Origin of the sequence: Pleurocapsa sp. CCALA 161, assembly GCF_003003995.1 — a bacterium.
Classification (GTDB): Bacteria; Cyanobacteriota; Cyanobacteriia; order Cyanobacteriales; family Xenococcaceae; genus Waterburya.
Genome location: NZ_PVWF01000033.1, coordinates 1 through 20,272, shown reverse-complemented (window position 1 = coordinate 20,272; position 20,272 = coordinate 1). Strand labels below are relative to the sequence as shown.

General features: G+C 40.8%; 17 protein-coding genes and 1 riboswitch. Of the genes, 9 read left to right on the top strand and 8 right to left on the bottom strand.

Annotated elements, in window-relative coordinates; all coding sequences use genetic code 11:
• Positions 1 to 33 precede the first annotated feature (33 nt).
• The 8 genes from C7B62_RS10070 to C7B62_RS10035 form a co-directional block, all read right to left on the bottom strand.
• Positions 34 to 2,187 (bottom strand): cation:proton antiporter, encoded by a 2,154-nt coding sequence (locus C7B62_RS10070; RefSeq protein WP_106235448.1) that lies wholly within the window; start codon positions 2,185 to 2,187, stop codon positions 34 to 36.
• A gap of 94 nt (positions 2,188 to 2,281) precedes the next feature.
• Complete coding sequence (locus C7B62_RS10065) at positions 2,282 to 3,616, bottom strand: ArsB/NhaD family transporter (protein WP_106235446.1); 1,335 nt, start codon at positions 3,614 to 3,616, stop codon at positions 2,282 to 2,284.
• Between the two features lie 184 nt (positions 3,617 to 3,800).
• A complete protein-coding gene (locus tag C7B62_RS25670) occupies positions 3,801 to 3,947 on the bottom strand; it encodes a hypothetical protein (RefSeq protein ID WP_158260660.1) in 147 nt (48 codons plus the stop codon).
• 239 nt (positions 3,948 to 4,186) lie between these two features.
• Positions 4,187 to 4,325: riboswitch (cyclic di-AMP (ydaO/yuaA leader) on the bottom strand.
• 171 nt (positions 4,326 to 4,496) lie between these two features.
• Positions 4,497 to 5,489: a carbohydrate kinase gene (locus C7B62_RS10055; protein WP_106235441.1), complete on the bottom strand. Its 993-nt coding sequence runs from the start codon at positions 5,487 to 5,489 to the stop codon at positions 4,497 to 4,499.
• A 145-nt stretch (positions 5,490 to 5,634) separates the two neighbouring features.
• Entirely contained in the window at positions 5,635 to 6,081 is a 447-nt protein-coding gene (locus tag C7B62_RS10050; RefSeq protein ID WP_106235439.1) for a YlqD family protein, read from the bottom strand.
• Between the two features lie 195 nt (positions 6,082 to 6,276).
• A complete protein-coding gene (locus C7B62_RS10045; protein WP_106235437.1) occupies positions 6,277 to 8,247 on the bottom strand; it encodes an AMP-binding protein in 1,971 nt (656 codons plus the stop codon).
• A 193-nt stretch (positions 8,248 to 8,440) separates the two neighbouring features.
• Positions 8,441 to 9,208, bottom strand: a complete 768-nt coding sequence (locus C7B62_RS10040) for a RodZ domain-containing protein (RefSeq protein WP_106235435.1) — start codon at positions 9,206 to 9,208, stop codon at positions 8,441 to 8,443.
• The gene (locus C7B62_RS10035) at positions 9,201 to 9,995 is read right to left on the bottom strand and encodes a pseudouridine synthase (protein ID WP_106235433.1); all 795 of its coding nucleotides are present in this window, start codon (positions 9,993 to 9,995) and stop codon (positions 9,201 to 9,203) included. Before C7B62_RS10035 ends, C7B62_RS10040 begins: the two co-directional genes overlap by 8 nt.
• 258 nt (positions 9,996 to 10,253) lie before the next feature.
• On the opposite strand from C7B62_RS10035, the gene C7B62_RS10030 reads away from it, so the two are divergent.
• The 9 genes from C7B62_RS10030 to C7B62_RS09995 form a co-directional block, all read left to right on the top strand.
• Positions 10,254 to 10,595 (top strand): hypothetical protein, encoded by a 342-nt coding sequence (locus C7B62_RS10030; protein WP_106235431.1) that lies wholly within the window; start codon positions 10,254 to 10,256, stop codon positions 10,593 to 10,595.
• Between the two features lie 36 nt (positions 10,596 to 10,631).
• Positions 10,632 to 11,795 (top strand): esterase-like activity of phytase family protein, encoded by a 1,164-nt coding sequence (locus C7B62_RS10025; RefSeq protein ID WP_233219897.1) that lies wholly within the window; start codon positions 10,632 to 10,634, stop codon positions 11,793 to 11,795.
• A gap of 299 nt (positions 11,796 to 12,094) precedes the next feature.
• On the top strand, positions 12,095 to 13,444 hold the full coding sequence (locus C7B62_RS10020; RefSeq protein WP_106235429.1) for a CmpA/NrtA family ABC transporter substrate-binding protein: 1,350 nt from the start codon (positions 12,095 to 12,097) through the stop codon (positions 13,442 to 13,444).
• A 67-nt stretch (positions 13,445 to 13,511) separates the two neighbouring features.
• Positions 13,512 to 14,351: a nitrate ABC transporter permease gene (gene ntrB, locus C7B62_RS10015; protein WP_106235427.1), complete on the top strand. Its 840-nt coding sequence runs from the start codon at positions 13,512 to 13,514 to the stop codon at positions 14,349 to 14,351.
• 73 nt (positions 14,352 to 14,424) lie between these two features.
• Positions 14,425 to 16,425: a nitrate ABC transporter ATP-binding protein gene (locus tag C7B62_RS10010; RefSeq protein WP_106235425.1), complete on the top strand. Its 2,001-nt coding sequence runs from the start codon at positions 14,425 to 14,427 to the stop codon at positions 16,423 to 16,425.
• A 176-nt stretch (positions 16,426 to 16,601) separates the two neighbouring features.
• Positions 16,602 to 17,447 (top strand): nitrate ABC transporter ATP-binding protein, encoded by an 846-nt coding sequence (locus C7B62_RS10005; protein ID WP_106235423.1) that lies wholly within the window; start codon positions 16,602 to 16,604, stop codon positions 17,445 to 17,447.
• Between the two features lie 239 nt (positions 17,448 to 17,686).
• Entirely contained in the window at positions 17,687 to 18,109 is a 423-nt protein-coding gene (locus C7B62_RS25370; RefSeq protein ID WP_146132083.1) for a hypothetical protein, read from the top strand.
• A 410-nt stretch (positions 18,110 to 18,519) separates the two neighbouring features.
• Positions 18,520 to 19,056 carry a hypothetical protein gene (locus C7B62_RS10000; protein ID WP_146132082.1) on the top strand — a complete coding sequence of 179 codons (537 nt, stop codon included), beginning with the start codon at positions 18,520 to 18,522 and terminating at the stop codon, positions 19,054 to 19,056.
• 164 nt (positions 19,057 to 19,220) lie between these two features.
• The coding region (locus C7B62_RS09995; protein WP_146132081.1) for a 4Fe-4S binding protein at positions 19,221 to 20,272 on the top strand (1,052 nt) is incomplete at its 3' end.

The following is a 20,272-nucleotide window of genomic DNA, read 5'->3' as shown; positions in this document are numbered from 1 at the left end:
GAGATTCTATTTAAATTTTACTTTTACTTGAACTTAGACGACGCTTGAGTTGTTCAACTCCTCTTCAATCAAAGAATTAATATGATAAGCGACTTGATTGTAGCGATGAGTAATTAAAATTGAAGATTCACATTCTTTAGCTAACTTGTCTGTATAACGTCCTACAGTTTGCCGTTCAATTCCCCAGGCACGACTGGTGCCGACAATAGTTAAATCAGCAACAGCAGATGCTTGAATAACTGCTTGCATGGGATCGCCAGGTTCAATCGGCGCAATTTCAATTCGCGATCGCACTGACTCAGGTAAAGTCTCGATACTTTGCCATAATTCTGAACTAATCCCTGTAGTATCAGGATCTTGTTTGGCTAACTGAATAATTTTTAATTGACGTTGATCATTGCTAAATAACATTCTGATCCCTAAGGATAAAGCCAAATCATCATGAATATTATTAGCATAAGCAACCAATAAAGATTGCCAAGGATATGGTTTTTGCTCGACAAATACAGCCACATCAGTGGGGGCATTATTCAAAATCTGCCTTACTCTCCCCCCTAGACTGTTTTGGGTAAATGCCGAACGGTGCCAACCAACCAAAGTTAGGTTAGCTTGTTCGTTAGTGGCAATCTCAGCAGTTTCCTCCGCGACATCTTGGGCAATACCAACAATCGGGACAATACTTTTTCTAATCGATTCAGGTTCGAGAATATCAACTACTTTTTCGATCTGCTCACGTCGTTTTGTCACCAACTGATCTGCTGCTTCAGGAGTGCTTTGATATAAATAATCCTCCTCTAGCTCAATCAAACTAAGAGGATGTACCACAGCCCCCTTCTCTCCTGAAATTGCCCCAGCTAATTGTAATAATCCTGCTTGGCTATTAGGGTTGGCTACAGGAACTAAAATTTTATAGGTCGCAACTTGTTTTTCCGTACTCTCAATTTCTGTATCGGTGGTATTAAGTCTGATTAAGCGCTTAGGATAGATCGACTCTAGGATGGGCGAAGTTATTAAGGTGGTTACCAACGCCATGATTACCAGCATGGTGAATAACAGAGGGGAAATTACGCCAAACTTTAAACCAATATTTAACACAATCAACTCTGTTAAACCACGAGTATTCATTAACCAGCCTAAAGCAGAAGCATCCCGCTTTTCCACCCCCGATACTCTAGCCGCTACATATGTGCCAATATATTTACCAATGATCGCTACCGTCAATACTGCTCCACACAATAACCATAAAATAGGGCGATTCAGTAATCCAATTTGGGTTTTTAAACCACTATAGGCAAAAAAGATAGGTAATAAAAATATGATGACAAAATCTTCGGTTTTTTCGGCGATTTCTTGGACTAAACCTTCATTTTTGGGCATTACTGCACCAAGAAGAAAGGCACCAAAAATTAAATGGATTCCAATTAATTCTGTGATTAAAGCTGAAACCACTACCCCCATGTATATCCACGCTAATAGCAGAGGAGTTAGTTTACCTCTGCGTTGATAATGAATTTCTAACTTTTTCAAAAGCCAACGCACCACTACCATCATAAAAGCAATATATATTAAAGCCTCAACGATGGTGGGAATAGCACCCACAAAACTATTAGTTCGGGTAACTGCGATCGCTATTGCTAATAAACACCAGGCAGTAACGTCATCAACCGCAGCACAGGTTAAAGCTAAAGTGCCTAATTTACTTTTTTGCAGGTTATTCTCGGTAATAATTCTTGCCAGCACAGGAAAAGCCGTAATCGACATTGCCGATCCTAAGAACAAGCTAAAAGCAGTAAAAGAAACTTCCTGACTGGAAACCAATGGATAAAGCAATAAGGCGAGAATTGAACCAAGGGCAAAAGGAACCAGAATGCTGACATGGGAAATCAAAATTGCCTTATCTAGCTGTCCCTTTAAATATTTGGGATTGAGTTCTAAGCCAATCAAAAACATAAAAAAGACTAGCCCTATTTGCGCCAAAACGTCTAAATAAGGAATTGTTTCGGGGGGAAACAAGGTGACTGCCAGATCTGGGGCAATTAGACCCAGCAGCGAAGGTCCTAACATAATCCCCGCGATAATTTCGCCAATTACCAAAGGTTGTTTTAAGGTACGACAAAGCTGTCCCATCAAGCGAGACAAGCCAATCACAATCAATACTTCGATTAAGATTAGAACAGGTGTTGTCATAGCAACATAATAATTATGACTATTGATCTTGATATTTTGGGTTTAATTTTACTGTTTAATTTTTAGAACGCAAGATTTATTTACGTCTGCTTAATTACAGGAGAAAAGCGAAGGTAACATACAATGAAGCTGCCACAAGCTGAACTAACATTACAGGGATTCCATATTTAAGGAATCGGCTAAATGAAATGTTACTGCCGTGAATCTCAGCAACTCCTGCTGCCACAATATTAGAAGATGCCCCCATCAATGTGCCGTTTCCTCCTAGGGTAGCACCGAACATCATGGCATAAAATAAAGGCAATACTTCTGGAGGTAGTTGCCCAGTAAAATCGGGGTTTAATATTTCTGGTCCCGCGAAACCGACGTTTACCACATATTGTTTGAGCAGCGGAACCATTGCCACTACTAAAGGAATATTGGGGACAATACTCGATAATAAACCCACCAATACTAGTAAGGAGATCGAACCGAGAGCAATATTTTTACCTAAGATCACGGCTAAGATAGTGGAGATACTATCTAAAACACCAGTTTTTTCTAGTCCACCAATGATCACAAAGGTAGACATAAAGAATAAGAGAGTACTCCAGTCTACATCTCGAAGAATGTTGTGGACTGTATCGATTTTACTTTGGTTAGCCAGGACTAAAGCCAGGGACGCACCTAATAAAGCCACGGCAGCAGGAGGAATGGGGGTGGGTAAAGTTTCTCCAATCACAAAAAATGTTAATACAGCCGCAATCAAAATTCCTCCTAACATCAACACTCTAGGATGATTGATCTTGGGATGAGGCAGACTATCCATATCCCCCAATTTTTTGTTCCAGATATCACGGAACAACCAAGGAGCAATAATTAGAATCGAGGCAACTGCGACGACCCCTCCTAGACTTAACCTCATTAAATAATCATTAAAAGTTAGATTGATCGCATCTCCCACAATAAAAGTCGCGGGATCACCCACTAAGGTTAACAAGCCGGCGCTATTTGCCACAAAAACCATCAAAATTAATAATGGAACAAAATCTATGCCAATTTCTTGCGCAATCGGTGGCAGTAACGGTGCCAATAGCATGACAGTAGTGGCATTAGGCAATACCGCACAGATCGGCGTAGTGATGGCAATTACCCCCAGCACCAGACGCTTGCCTTCACCTTTAGCTAATAAAACCATCTGGGTCGCCAAATAAGCAAAAATATTAGTTGGCTCAAAAGCTCGCACCAAAATCATTACGCCCAAGAATAAAGCCAAGGTGGCATGACTTTGGTTGATATATTCCATTGCCTGAGTAAGGCTCATGACATGGGCAAAAACTAAAACTAACGCTCCTAAAAAGGCAGCAGTAGTCAAATGCATCTTTTCCGTCAAGATGGCTATAGTTACCACCGTAAACGTAGCAGCAGCAATTATTGCGGGCAAATTCATCACTGTTGTGTCCATGAAGAGATTTAATGTAAAAATTTTACTAGGGTTTGTTGGTTGTATGTTAAAAAACAGTCAGATGAAGATTCACTAACTGTTAGGAGTTAATATTTTGGGGAATTTAAGTTATTAAAACCATCTGCAATAGGCTTGCAGTTGATAACTTTGTTGATCAAATGATTTAGTTTTAAGCAATAAGCTGAAGTCGCCGTAAACCTAAATTACTTGCTCTAGACTCAGGGTCATCAAGTCGCACCAAATACCATTCGTCCATTTTGTCTTCGATATAGGCTTGAATACTTATTCCTTTTATAGGTTTGACCTTAAGGGTCATAAAATAGATCTGGCCTGATACTTGACACCCATAGCCAAATACCCTTCCAACCGCACCTGTCACCTTGTGTTGCACAAGATCACTGACCTTAAACATAATAATTAGTCTCCTTAGTAACTAGTTATGAGTAGCGATCGCCTATGTAAAAAACACTGACGATTACTACCCTTGGTAAAGAGCAGTTAGTAACGAAGGATCGTGATAAAAACAATACTATACTATTGATGAATATTGCTTCTTCAATCTCCCCTCAATGCCGACGAGGTTAGCTGACGGGCTAGGACTGAGAGATGTCCATTTCTATTTTCCGTAGAAATAAGCCCCAAAATTGGTTTCCCCGCTTTTGTATTTCACTACAAAACTAGGCTGACTGAACTCTATTTAAAAGTAAGTTGCCTGAGTATTCTAGCACTAAAGTGACTATTTGATAATTTTTATGTTTTTTCTTGATATTTTTTAATCAAAAGGCTTTGCCCTAGCTACAAATCCCCAGCAGTTATAGCTTTGTTGGTAAATATTATGAAAACAATCTGAAACCAAATTTTGAAGCTAAAATTTTGCGAGTAAAGCTTGAACTAGTTGCGGGCTTGGTTGAGCCGCGATCGCCCCCAATTTAGTCGTAGTTAAACCACCTACAGCACAAGCATATTTAACAATATCATCAGCCACTTGAGGGTTAGATAACTCTTGTAGTCCTCGCTGACAGAGCTGGTGAATAAAGCCAGCCAGAAAGGCATCTCCTGCCCCAGTAGTGTCTATAACTTCTATGGGAAAGGGACTAACTTTACCCTCGTTTTCACCAAGACAATAGCTCACTTGAGCAGCTCCATTACTCACTAACACACCTTCAACAGAGCCAAGACGATAGAAAATTGCTCCAGCATCGGCAGTCTCAAATAACCATCTAGCTTCTTCTTCTGCCAACTTGATAAAGTCTACATATGACCAAAGCTGTTCAATTAGAGGCAAGGCTTCTTGTTCATTTAGCCAAAACATCGGACGCCAATTAACGTCGAGAATAATCTTTAAATGATATTCTTCTGCTAATTTCAGAGCGCGAAATACAGCAGATCTACTGTGAGGATAAGCTAGTTCAAGAGTTCCAATTACCAAATATTCTGCTTCGAGAAATAATTCTACAGGGAGCAAATTAGCCTGAAGATAGGCATCGGCAAAGCGATCGGCAGGTTGTTTACCAAAGCCAGCAAAAGTGCGATCGCCCTGGGGCGTACGAGTAACATAAACCTGTCTAGTCGGGGCTTGTTCGGTGTATTGAACGCCAGAGATATCAACTCCAATCGACTGTAAGAGCTGAATTAGCTCTTTGCCAGGATCATCTTTACCAACACAGCCAATAAATGCTGAGGGAGTACCTAATTTGGTCAAAGCACTAGCAACGTTAGCAGGAGCGCCTCCTGGGTAAGAAGTCCAAGACGTAACTTCTGATACAGACTTGCCTAATTCATCAGCAAGACAATCAAATAATATTTCCCCCAAGCAAATAACTTTAGCAGGACGATGGGCGATCGCTTTATTGTTCAACTTGCTTCCTCAATACATACGAGCTTCTTATACTTCTAATTTTCAGGGTATCGTTTCCCAAGCACAACAATCTTTAAGAAGGTTTATATTTTTTGATGTGATCACTTTAGCAATTGTTTCATAAAGCAACGATTGACTAAAAAACTTAAACTTCACCACGAATTTCTTCGACTACCCCATCTCTCAACACGACTTCCACATTTAATTTTTTAACGAGATTGTCCCCCTGTTCCAAACGAAAAAAGCTTTCCATTTGTGCCTGTACAACTTCTTGATCTAACTCTAAAAGCTGAATTTGCTGTAGCTGTTGTAGAAACTGATTTTTTTTCTCCAGCATCTCGGCTTTTTTCTGGTTAACCTGTCCTTGAATGTTTTCTGTTTGTTTTTGCACCTGGGGATTGGCAGCACCTGCTTGCTTGGTAATTTCTTCAATAGTTCTTTTGCCCTGCATTTCTAGCTGCTGCATCTGCTGATCTAAGCCAGCAACCTGTTGTTGCAATTGCTGAGTTACTTCTTCTTTCCATTGAGTCGTAACAATAGCTTTTACAGTTACTGGACGTTTTAATAGCAGACTTGTATTGGAATAATCCATAATTTCGGTTCCTTCGTTAATTCTTAATTTCGACAGCAGCTTAAAGGTTACAGGTTGTTGTCTAGCGCGGTAGATTTTTCCCTGAATTTTTAATCTTTTTAGTTTTAGCTCATAAAACCTAGTTTGCAGTATTTTGTGGGTTTATTAATTTAGCTCAATACCAGGAAAAAACTAATTTACCAGCTCACAGGCAGATTAATCAGCAAATATTTCCGTAACTAGAGACTGATATTTATCCATAATCTGAGGGCGTTTGACTTTGAAAGTCTGGGTCATCGTACCATTTTCCTGAGAAAAAGGTTCGGTAACAAAACGGAAATCAGTAATGCGATCATCGGCGCGATAGCCAGGACGATTTTTGATTTCACGATTTAATTCCTCGCGATATAGATTAATAATTGCTGGATTATAAAGATCGTTTTTGCCCATTGATTCTGGGGAAGTATTAAGTTCAGGTATTTGAAGATTCAAGTTTTGCGCTGTTACCCACTGTTGCAAAGTTTCTAAATTAGGCACAATTAGCGCACCCAAAGCTCGTTGATCCTGACCTACCAACATAATTTGGTCGATGTAGACACTCCGAACACAGGCATCCTCAATTGGTTGGGGTTCAATGTTTTCACCATTGCTTAAGACAATTGTATCTTTAGCTCTCCCCGTCAACACCAAGTCTCCATAAGGAGTCAACCAGCCTAAATCTCCGCTGTCAAACCAGCCTTCATCATCAATAGCTTTTGCTGTAGCTTCAGGATTTTGATAGTAGCCCTGCATTACTTGACTACCGCGAATTAAAACTAGTCCTCGTTCCCCTTGAGGTAAATCTTGTTTAGTTTGAGCATCGACAATTTTGATTTCAGTTTCGGGTAAGGGTCTACCTGCCGAACCGCGTACATTATGAGAGGGAGTACGAGCATTGGTGATGGGGGAAGTTTCTGTTAATCCATAACCGACAAACACGTCGACATTTATAGTTTGATAGAAATCATCAAGATATTTTGCTAATGAACCACCACCACTACATACAGCCTTGATGTTGCCGATCCCCGCGCGAATTTTACGATATACCAGCTTATCTGCCAAAGTGTGAACAGGATAGAGAGAGGCCGCTTTGACTTTAGCGATCGCTCTTGCCCTAGTTGTGGTCTCAAAATGTTCCAAACTCGTATCATTGGCAATTCTCTGCGCCATAATATAGCGCTCTGACTGTTTGAGAAAAAACTTGACCAGCTTTTGCTGTGAGGCAGACTGTCCACTTAATTGCTTCTGTACCCCTTCATAAAGAGATTCCCATAGACGAGGTACTCCTACCATGTAAGTTGGCTGAAACTCCTTGAGATCCTGCTTAAAATAGCGGATTGAAGTGTAGATCTGAGTTGCTCCCTGAGATAAAAAGAAATATTCTGCCGCTCTTTCATAAGCGTGCCAGCTGGGCAGAATCGAGAGAACCGTATCGCCTGGCTGGGGTTGAAAAACTGTTTTGACGTAGTTAACCTGATGTAAAAGATTACCGTGAGTCAGCATCACCCCTTTAGGTTTTCCCGTTGTCCCAGAGGTATAAAGCAAAGTGGCAAGTGTATTTTTATGCTGCTCTACAGGCTGGAGTTGATTATTCTGCCCCAATGTCATTAACTGTTGATAATTGAGCGTTTTGATCTGAGAATCTTCGGGAATTTCATCACTCAACAGAACTATTAAATCAATCGGCAATTTGTCTAGGTTTGAACTCAGTTTGCTAAGAGTCTGAAAATTTTCAACTACTAAAGCGGTACTGTCGCTGTTTTCTAAAATATATGCCAATTCTTGTGAATCTGCGCTGGCAGAACGCACTACATCAACTGCTCCTGATGTCATAATTCCTTGGTCAGCAATAAACCAACGGGGACTATTATCAGCAAACAGCGCTATCTTTGCTTGAGGCTGAATGTTGGCAGCCTGGAGTCCAGAGGCAAACTGTTCAATTTGCTTAGTTAAATCCCGATAACTAATTGCTACTTTTGGTTTAGCATGAGGATCTTGTAAGGCAATCGTATCGCCGAACTTATCCGCAGTTAATCGCCAAACTTCAGGTAAAGAACCGAGATTGATATAGTCAAAAGCGATGCCTGTGGATGATCCCTGAGGATTAGTTAACGCCTCCTTCGCGATCGCTTGAGATGCTGTGTTCATAATTATCTATTACCTATCTATAATATTTCCCAGAATACCTCCAGAATAAATAAATGATCATCAGTTATCTAAAATAGTTATCTAAAATAATATCCAAAGTTTAAGTAGACAATTGAATATTTAGATAGCTCTAAACAGTTCTAAGTTTTAAGCTTTAAACCTTTAAAATAATGCGCTCTCTCTTGAATTAACTTTAATTAACCGTATAGGTAACCTCTTCCACCTGTCCTGGCGCACCCAAAACCTGCTGCTGTTGATTGTTAAAGCTGATCACCACTCCTCCTGCATTCCCCGCCCGAATTGTGACTTCTTTTTTCCCACTCCACTGACGTTTAGTCCCTGCGGGAAGAACTCCTTCAAAAGCCACCCGATCATCCACCATCACCTTAAGCCAGCAACGCTCTTGTAGGTTAATGCCCACGCTTACTGTTGCCGAATTACTCGATTGCGAGACAAATTGAGGAGCAGCTTTTGGCTGCTCAACTTGAGGAGTACTTTTCGACTCTTTACTTTCAGGAGCTAAAACTGGGTTGTCTACTGAAGCTTGATTGACAATTACGGGACGTTCTACTAGAGTCGTGATGCCAGAAACTGAGACAATTACCAGCATAATATAGAGCAAATATAGATGAAGCGATCGCAGCTGAAAATTAAACCAATATTGACGACGATGTTTTTTAACTGAATTAGTGACAGCAGGAGAATTATCTACTATGTCAAAATGAACATCTTCTGCGCCAATAGCTTGAGCATACTTCTTCACCAAAGCTTGAATGTAAAAAGCTTCGGGGAGTTCAGTAGTATCTCCTGTTTCAATTGCTTTTAATAATCGTTGGGAAATCAACGTCTGCTGCGAGACAGTATCCAGAGAAATATTGTGTGCTACTCGAATTTGATTGAGGTTAGTACCAATATCTTTTAGCTGTTGTTGTTGTTCGGTAGTTAACTTATGTTTAGTCATATACTGCGCTCCCTGGCTGTGCAGTTAATTTGGGCAATTGAGGATTAAAAGAATCTCTTAAAAAGTTAAGTTCAGTTTTTTTCAAATGTCGATACTTGCTTGGAGAAAGTTTTGACCCATTAGGGATGTTTAACGTAATTGAACCAATTGCCACACGATGTAACTCAATTACCTCATAGCCTAGCTGTTGAGCTACACGACGTATTTGTCGATTTCTGCCTTCAGTTAAAACTATTTCCAGAGTTTTCCCTGTTCGATCTGACTTAACCAGCTTTACTTTGGCAGGAAGGGTTTTTCTTTGCTCTAAAATCACTCCCGTTCGCCAGCAAATTAAATCTTTTCGGTTAAAAGAGCGATTCAACTTGACTAAATAGGTTTTGGGTAGATGATATCGAGGATGAGTCAAACCCAGCGTTAGTTCTCCATCGTTAGTTAGGATTAAAGCCCCGCTAGAGGCAAAATCTAATCTACCAACAGGATGAATTCCCGATCCTTGGCTAAGTTCTGGTGGCAAAAGATCGATTACGGTGGGACGTTTTTGAGGATCATCACAGGTGGAAACCACTCCTACTGGTTTGTGTAACAGTAGATATAAAAGTTGAGGACGATGAGTCTGTTGCACTTGTTGACCATCTACCTGCAAAATATCTTGCGTTAGCTCAACGCGATCGCCTAATTTTGCTATGTGACCATTAATGCTAACCCTACCTGCTAGTATCATTGTTTCTGCTTTGCGTCGTGAGGCAATTCCCCACTGAGACAAAACCTTTTGAACCCTTTCAGCCATAGAGAATTCCTACCTACTGCGATCTATTTTAATTTTATAAATCAAGGTACTACTCAAGGCAAATTAGGTAACTAATCATATATTTCCCCAAAAAATCTCAAACCTATCAGCAAATATAGCTAAAAAATTAGCGGATGTAAGTTACAGTAGTAGACAACCCGCCTTGAGGAAGAGGAACTTTTAATCCAATTAGGATATTCTGGATAGTAAAGATATAGCCAAACTAATTAGCCAGATTAATAGATCTTCAAAATATTCATGTTTGATTTTCAACCTCTGTTTGAATTTTCCCGCCAAAATTGTGTCGAGATTTGCTCATTTCTCGTACCAGCTAATTTAATTACCACGATCACCACTTTAGTTTTGATAGCGACAGGTCAATCATTGACCAAACTGCGTTGGTCGAAGGGAATAGCTACAGTACTGGCAAGCGCTTTATTTCTTCATGTCTCCACCTGGTTTGCGATCGGCATCGTTACCCCAGTTACCTTTATTTTGTTTGGTCTAGGCTCAACCTGCCTGGTGATCAATTTACTCGCGGTAGCTTATCGTCAACAAGCGCAGTTACTTTCGGCTAAACTTCTGTCTTCCTTATCCTGATAAATTAAATACTGTAGGTTTTCAGGTTATAAAGACGTGAGCGATCGCTTTTTTGGGTTTTATTCGAAAATTTTCTGCTTTTGGCTGCTGTTTACGCTCTTGACTCTTAGTGCCTGTAGCCTACCTCAAAGAGTAACTGCTGAAGAAAGAATGTTTCGGGACTTTTCTTTAGAGTTTGTCGCCCAGCATGAGATCCCTAAAGAAGAATTTCAAGATACAGTTGTTGGGGGATTATCGGCGATCGCCTACAATCGGGAACAAGATTTATTTTACGTCCTCTCCGATGATCGGGGCAATCTTTCTCCCGCTCGTTTCTATACTTTCAAATTAAAAGTCCAACAAACTAATCAGCAAATTCAAATCGCTAGCTTTAAGCCAGAGAAGGTAACTATTTTGCTTGATGAAAATGGTCAGCAATATCTCACAGGCAAGATTGACCCAGAAGGATTAACTCTTTCTCCCAGAAATACTGTTTTTATCTCCAGCGAAGGTAACCCTACAAAAAATATCCTACCCTTCATTGCCGAATACGACCTCGCAACAGGCAAAAAACTGTCCGATTTGCCTCTACCATCAATTTATTTAGTCAATGAAAAATCTCAAGGAATCCAAGAAAACCTATCGTTTGAACCTCTAACCATTAATCGGACAGGATTACCCCAAGATCCCTTTCGCGTCTTTACCGCTACCGAATCAGCATTACGGCAAGATCAATCTCCATCCTCAGATCCAGAAGAAAGAGTCAGAAGCCGCTTTCTGCACTATGTAGTTAATCCTGTCGGCAAGCCGATAGTTGTTGCCGAACATTTGTATCTGCTCGATCCTGCCCCTGTGGAAACTATTTCTAATGGACTAACCGAACTCGTGGCACTACAAACAGAAGGCTATTTCCTTAGCCTAGAAAGAACTTATGGCTTTACTGGTGCAGGAGCAAAAATCTTTCAGGTAGTAATTGGGAATGCCACTGATACGACGAAGATTGAGAGTCTCAAAGGTAACATTGCTCAGATACAGCCGTTACGCAAAAAACTTTTATTTAATCTACAAGACTTAGGCATTTACTTGGATAACTTTGAAGGTATGACTATCGGGCCTCGTTTACCCGATGGTAGTAAAAGTTTGCTCTTAATTAGTGATGATAACTTTAACGATGAACAAATCACTCAGTTGTTCCTGTTTCGATTAATTGAAAACAAGTGATTTTGGTAGCGCGATCGCTTCAAAACTAGCGCAAATACAATAGCATTTTTCTCTGATCTCACAATCTTTCAGACATTAGAGCGACTCAGCTCCCCGAAAGGACTAATCTTAATCAATAAGCAATTGTTGGGCTTTTAATTATAAATTCTGATTATAAATTTTGTACTCTAAGTCAACTTTCTAGTATTATCTTTTATATAGATTAAACCCAATGGATTGCGAATAACAATTTATTTTTATCTATTGAAATTTAACTTAAGTGGCAGCCAAAGAATCTATATCAACTGCCAGGAGATTTTATGAATCGTTTTTCTCGAAGAAAATTTTTATATACTGCGGGAGCTTCTGCTGCTGGTGCTGTATTGCTTAATGCTTGCGTGGGCAATCCTCCTGAACCAGGCGGGGAGGCGGCTACAGAACAAGTTAAACCAGTCGATCTTAGTCCTGAAATGACCCCTGAAACTACTAAAGTAGTTTTAGGTTATATTCCGATCCTCGAGTCTACAGCTTTAATTATTGCCCAGGAGAAAGGCTTCTTTGCTAAATATGGCATGAACGAGGTGCAAGTTTCCAAACAGGCAAGCTGGGCATCAGCCAGGGATAACGTCATTATTGGTTCTGAAGGTGGTGGTATTGATGGGGGTCAATGGCAAATGCCTATGCCTCATTTAATTAGTGAAGGAATTATTACCAATGGTAATAAACTGCCGATGTATTTGTTGGCGCAACTAAGTACTCAAGGTAATGGGATTGCAACCTCTGGTAAAAACCAAGGCAAGGGACTGGGTTTAGATATTTCTAGTGCAGCCGACTATGTTAAAGGTTATGCCAAAAGCGAAGGCAGAAAATTCAAAGCTGCCCATACTTTCCCTCAAGTTAACCAAGACTTTTGGATTCGTTATTGGTTTGCAGCAGGTGGTGTCGATCCAGATACCGATATCGATCTCTTGGCAGTACCGTCAGCGGAAACAGTACAGGGGATGCGGAACGGAACGATGGATGCATTTAGTACAGGTGACCCTTGGCCTTATCGCATTGTCACTGACGAGATTGGGTTTATGTCAGCTTTAACTGGCGAGATTTGGAAATTTCATCCCGAAGAATATTTAGCAATTCGAGCGGATTGGGTCGATAAGAATCCCAAAGCTACCAAAGCTTTGTTAAAAGGAGTGATGGAGGCGCAACAATGGATCGATGACCCTGCTAATACCGAAGCGGTAGTGGCTATTGTGTCGGGTAGAAACTACTTGAATGTTCCTCCCGATATCATTCGACCTCCCTATCAAAGCAATTACAAAATGGGCGATGGCAAGCCAGATATCAAAGATAAAATGATGGGTCCTCTGTTTTGGAAAGATGGAATTGGTAGCGTTTCTTATCCTTACAAGAGTCACGATCTTTGGTTCTTAACCGAAGGCATCCGTTGGGGTTTCCATAAAGGTAAAATCGACGATATCGATACGGCCAAACAGATTATCGATCGTGTTAATCGCGAAGATATCTGGAAAGAAGCTGCTACAGAAGCAGGATTTACTGCCGATATTCCCGCCAGTACATCTAGAGGTGTCGAAACATTTTTTGATGGTAAAAAGTTTGACCCCGAAAATCCAGAAGCCTATTTAAATAGTTTAGAAATTAAAAAGGTGTAGTCAAGGCGCAACCCTTGCACCTATATATTCCCCAGCCTAAATAAATATTAAAGGAGTAATAAACATCATGGCAGTAAGTACACCGAGAATAAATAAAAGAAAAAACAATAATGCGATCGCTAGTTTTTGGCAGAAAAATAAACACAATATTTTGCCACCTATCATAGGTATTCTAGGCTTTTTAATTGTCTGGGAAGTGGTAGCTATGTTACCAGGAATGAGATTACCAGGGCCTAGCAGCTTATGGACAGATGAAAGAACTAGAAACTTATTGCTCTATCCTTTTTACGATCGCGGTGGTTTAGATAAAGGTTTGTTTTGGCAGACAATGGCAAGTTTAGGTCGAGTTGCCCAAGGTTATTCTCTAGCTGCAATTGTTGGTATCAGCATAGGTATTTTAGTTGGACTAAATCCTCTGATAGATAAAGCCTTAGACCCGATCTTTCAATTTTTACGGATGGTTGCACCGCTAGCCTGGGTTCCTATTGCTTTAGTAGCACTACAAAAAAACCAACCAGCAGCAATTTTCGTAATCTTTATTACTTCAGTTTGGCCGATTCTGATTAATACTACTGAAGGTGTTAAACAGATTCCTCAAGATTACCTCAACGTCAAACGAGTTTTAAAGTTATCCAATAAGAAATTCTTCTTCAAAATCCTCTTCCCTTCTGCTTTACCATACATTTTCACTGGCTTGAGAATTGGGATTGGTTTATCTTGGTTGGCGATTATTGCAGCAGAAATTGTGATGTCAGGTATTGTTGGGATCGGCTTCTTTATCTGGGATGCCTATCAGCAAAACTATATCAGTGAAATTATCTTGGCGGTTATCTATATCGGTGCAGTGGGTTTGATTTTAGATCGGTCGATCGCCTATATTCAAAAATTAATCGCACCACAATCTTAAAAAGCTAAAAGCTGATAGCTGATAGCTTTTAGCTATTCCCTAACTCCCTAACTCCCTAATTCCCCAAAACATTATGAGTGTATTTGTTGCAGTAGATCAAATTGATAAGGTTTTTCCCTTGACTGGCGGTGGTGAATATATCGCCCTCAAAGGTATCGATTTACAAATTAAAAAAGGTGAATTTGTCTCCTTAATCGGTCACTCTGGCTGTGGTAAGTCAACCCTGTTAAATATGATTGCAGGTTTAGATTTACCTACTGATGGCATTGTCACCCTAGAAGGACAAAAAATTAAAGAACCAGGGCCCGATCGCATGGTAATTTTTCAAAACTACTCTTTGCTACCTTGGCTAAGTGTGCGTCAAAATATTGCCTTAGCAGTAGATGAAGTGATGGGCAATAGCTCTAAATCAGAACGCAAATCAGTAGTAGAAGAACACATTAACCTAGTGGGATTAAGTCATGCCAAAGATAAACTTCCAGGACAACTATCAGGGGGGATGAAACAAAGAGTTGCGATCGCTCGTGCCTTGGCAATTCGTCCCAAACTCCTCTTATTAGACGAACCTTTTGGCGCATTAGATGCCTTAACTAGGGGTAATCTGCAAGAACAGTTAATGCAAATTTGCGAACAGTATCGGATCACTTCCGTCATGGTAACTCATGATGTGGATGAAGCCGTGTTGTTATCTGACCGAATTGTGATGTTAACTAATGGCCCTAGTTCCAAAATCGGTGGTATCTTAGAAGTAGATATTCCTCGTCCCCGCAAACGCATGGAAGTAGTTAATCATCCCAGTTACTACAGTCTTCGCAGCGAAATTATTTACTTCCTCAATCAGCAAAAACGGATCAAAAAAGTACGGGCGAAGAAAATCGCCGTTGTTGCTCGTCATGGCTTAGAAAAGGTCAATTTAGACTTAGGTTTTGTCCCCCTAACTGCTTGCGCCCCTGTCGCTGTGGCTCAAGAAAAAGGCTTTTTTACCAAACATGGTTTAGATGAAGTTAGTTTAGTCAGAGAAACCAGTTGGCGCGGTATTGTTGATGGTATAGAAGGCGGATATCTCGATGCAGCCCAAATGCCCGCAGGAATGCCCACCTGGCTAACCACAGGAGGTAATCAAAACCGACCATTACCTACAGTCACTGCTTTAACTATGACTCGTAACGGTAACGGGATTACTTTGGCACAAAAATTTTATGAGCAAGGGGTAATTACTGCTGCCCAATACAAACAGAAGTTACTGGCTTTAGACGGCGAAAAACATACTTTGGGTATGGTGCATCCTTCCTCAATGCACAATATTTTATTACGCTATTGGTTAGCAGCAGGAGGTATCGATCCCGATCGAGATGTAGAACTAAAAACCATTCCTCCCGCCCAAATGGTAGCGGATTTAAAAGCAAACACAATTGACGGCTATTGCGTGGGTGAACCGTGGAATCTCCGTGCAGCTATGGAAGGACATGGCTTTACCGTTGCCACAGACATGGAAATTTGGCAGGGACATCCAGGCAAAGTTTTAGGAGTTAGAGAAGATTGGGCAAATCGCTATCCTAATACCCATGTGGCACTAGTTAAAGCTTTATTGGAAGCTGGTCGTTATTGTGCCGACACCAAGAATCATCAAGAAATTCGCGAGATTCTAGCTAGTCGCAACTATTTAGCCACCAAAGAAGAATATATCCAGCTGGGAGAGCCAAGTAATTACAGTTGTAATTTGAATGAACATGTCGAATATGCCCACCATATGTTCTTTGGTGATGGTTTGAATCGTCCCAGTCGAACAGAACACCTCTGGATGATGACCCAAATGGCAAGGTGGGGACATATTCCCTTTCCTCGTAACTGGGTAGAAATCTTAGAGAGAGTCTGTCGCGTCGGCACCTTTAGTACTGCCAGCAGGGAATTAGAACTAGGGGATCTCAAATATCGTCGTAGTCCTATTCAGCTATTTGATGGCGTTGCTTTTGATGCTGAAGATCCGATTGGGTATCTTAATCACTTAGGTATTGAACGCAACTTCACCATTGCTGAAGTTCATTTGAATTCCCCAACTTCTGTTGCAGCCTAATCATTACATCGCTAATAGCCCTTCGGGTTCAGCATTTGCTCATAGGGGAAACCCCCAAGACTGCAATGCTTCACTATTAGCTATTAGCTTTTTGAGTTTGAAACTACTTTTAAAAGCTAAACAAAATAATTAATTATTAACTCTCAATTATCAATTCTTAATTCCTTTTTATACTTATGCAAGCTTCCAACCAACAAGTTTTAGAATTTCAACCCCGTTCCACGCAAAATTCTTCTTTTGTTAATATCGCTGATGTCTCGAAAGTTTACCCCACTCCGACTGGTCCTTATACTGTTTTAGAAAACATTAATCTAACTGTTAATCAAGGTGAGTTTATCTGCCTCATTGGTCACTCTGGCTGCGGAAAATCTACTCTGTTAAATATGGTTTCAGGTTTTGCCACCCCGACGACTGGTTCGGTTACAGTAGGGGGAAAAAGAATTACCGAACCTGGGCCAGAACGCATGGTAGTCTTTCAAAACTATGCTCTTTTACCTTGGTTATCTGTATTTGATAATGTCTATCTAGCAGTTGATTCGGTTCATCCCCAAAAACCCGAACGGGAAAAACGGGCGGTTGTGCGGGAACATCTGGCTATGGTTGGTTTAAGCGAGGCAATGGACAAAAAACCTACTCAAATTTCTGGAGGTATGAAACAACGGGTTTCTATTGCCCGCGCTTTAGCTATTCGTCCCGAAGTTTTAATTTTGGATGAACCCTTTGGCGCATTAGATGCCATCACCAAAGAAGAATTACAAGAAGAACTACTGACAATCTGGAACGATCATCGCTGTACAGTATTAATGATTACTCACGATATTGATGAGGCTTTATTTTTAGCCGATAGGTTAGTAATGATGACTAATGGCCCTGCTGCTGGGATTGGGGAAATTATGAATATTGATTTTCCTCGTCCCCGCAACCGAGATCAGATTATGGAACAGCCTGAGTATTATGACTTACGCAACCATGCCCTAGACTTTCTTTATAATCGCTTTGCACACGATAATGATGCGGCTTAAGTTAAAAAAAGCGATCGCATTTAAGTGCGATCGCTCTCTTGCATCCTAATGATTAGCGTTTTTCATGGATATAGTGAACTTCTTACTCCCTTCCACCTCGATTAAGAACATGAGTACAAATCGTAGTTATAGGTCAAATGTCAGTATAATATTGAAATATTCTGTTTAAATGCCCCATGTAAGTAGTTATTTGGAAAACGTCAGTATATTAAACAGTTAGGCGTTTCCTCGCGTCCCCTATGAACGAACGCACAATTCCAATGGCTCTCAACATTGTCGCTATCGTCTATTTGCTCTCGGGCATCATTGCGGTATTCAACATCATCTTCCATCTCAGCCGATCCAGCCTCTACCTCGACTTTAACGTTCTCGGCTTCCCTATTTTTTTCGGCTTGCGCTCTTTTTCTCCAGGCTGGCGAACTTGCGCCCTCGTTTCTACCTGGCTTAATCTCTTATTCACTCCCGTTATTGCCGTTATTGCAGTGAAATCCCACGCCATATTTGTCACATTTGAGGTTTTTGGTGCCTATATCTCACCATTATGGGTCACGGACTTTAGCATAGTCTTTAGCATAGTCTCGTTCATCTATGCTCTTTGGGAGTATCGCGTTCTTACTCGTCCCGATATTCGTGCTCTCTTCTACCCAACCGAAAACCCCTAACTTAGCGTTTCGGTCGCTGAGCTTGCGGTCGTTAAAAATGTTTTTTATGTTTACTTTATAAATATTCTCTAGGAGCTAAAAGCCCTTAAGGTTCAGCTGAATCAGGAAGTAGCTGTTTTGGTAAATGACTAGGCTTTAGGATTTCAGCGACAACTACAAAATCTTATTTAGTCACAGTACACATATGACTTAGAGGACATTGTGAGTCGATCGCCTACCTCGATTTTTTGGAGTAATTAACGATTTAGATTGATACACATTCGTCCCCTGCGATCAATCGCCTTCAGAGTGGAGTAGTGCGATCGCATTGAAGATAGTTTTTAGTTAAATGCGATCGCAGGGTATTTTAGTTGCAGCAGCTCGCAAAGCGAAGCAGAAAATTGCAGAAGGTCGATTACTTGGAGGTAGTAATGAGCAACAGCATAACAAACAGAAAGAATTACAGTTACGAAGAATATTCCGACAAAAGATTGAGAATGAGTAATGGACTGACTGATGTATTCATCCAGGTATTATCCATAAATGCTTCTCACTTAGCCCAAACGGATGCAGAAATCGATTTCGCGATTTGGATTGCTTCTCATGACCAAGCTATACAGGGTCGCGGAATAATGGGTTTCGATATAAGCGCATTGCCCTGGTCAATCGAGAATTTTGAAGCAGAAAAAAAATTTTTATTACGGGCGGTAGATTCAGCTAAAGCCAAACACTATTGGGATATGTTGGGCTATGAACCAAGAGAAGAAACAGTGTTGCGATCGCTTGAAAAATTCAGAGAGCTAATTGAAGATTTTACGATAGAATTAATTAATAGAGATAACTTATGGTTACTTGTATATAAGGGTGGAGCTATGTCTAAACCTGCCAAGGGTGAGAAATGCTCAGTCCATGGTATTTACCTTCACGAGGTAGGCTGTGTTCTTTGCTTTGATGGGTCAATACTCTAGTTTCTCAAGGAGCGATCGCATATAAAATTATCATAGTTTTTAGTTAAGTGCGATTACCCTAAAGGACTAACTCCTTACGTCCTCAAGGATACCGCTCCACTGATCGCTTTACTTAGATCAAAATAAGACATAACGTTTAATTCAAATAAAGCAAGGGTTTGTCTATGTTTGCTCAACTTCCAGAGTCTCGAATGCACTGGATTCGATGGATACTAACCATTGCCTGGCTGCTTGTCATCGCTTCCCTATTTTACGATCCCTGGACATCGGCATTAACCGAACCCAATCATCCCTGGAGTCCATTAAGGCTACCCAATAACTGTGTCCAGGTGCAAGGGGTATGTTTAGTTGAGCAACCCTACCCTTTGGGAACGACTATTTTCTGGGGAGCTATTGTCCCAGCAGCAATCTTTATTTTATTGGTGTTTGGACATGAGCTATGGCGGCGGATTTGCCCGCTATCTTTTTTATCTCAGATTCCTCGCGCTTTAGGCTGGCAACGACAATTTAAACGGGAAAATAAGAAGACTGGGAAGGTGCGCTACGAGTTGGCGAAGGTTAACGCTGATTCGTGGCTGGGTCGAAACTATCCTTATGTACAGTTTGGTTGGCTATTTGTGGGGTTGTGTGGGCGAATTTTATTTTTTAACGCCGATCGCTTAGTGCTTGCTGGGTGGATGCTGTTCACGATCGCCGCTGCGATCGCAGTGGGTTATTTTTATGGCGGGAAGTCCTGGTGTCAATACTTTTGTCCGATGGCACCTGTTCAAAGTATTTATAGTGAGCCAGGGGGCTTGTTGAGTAGCAAAGCCCATATGGATGTTCAGCCTATTACTCAGTCAATGTGTCGTACTGTACTACCTGATGGTCAAGAGCAGAGTGCTTGTGTAGCTTGCCAAAATCCATGTATTGACATTGATGCTGAACGCACCTATTGGAATAGCTTAAATAAGCCTGAAACCACGTTTCTGCGGTATGGGTATGTGGGTTTAGTGATTGGCTATTTTAGTTATTACTATTTATATGCAGGCAATTGGAACTATTACTTTTCTGGTGCTTGGCTGCGACAGACCGATCAACTAGCTTCTCTGTTTAGCCCTGGACTTTATCTATTTGGACAGGCGATCAATATTCCTAAACTAGTTGCTGTTCCGCTTTTACTGGGAGGATGTACCGCGATCAGCTATGGTGTGGGACAGTGGGTCGAAAAACGTGC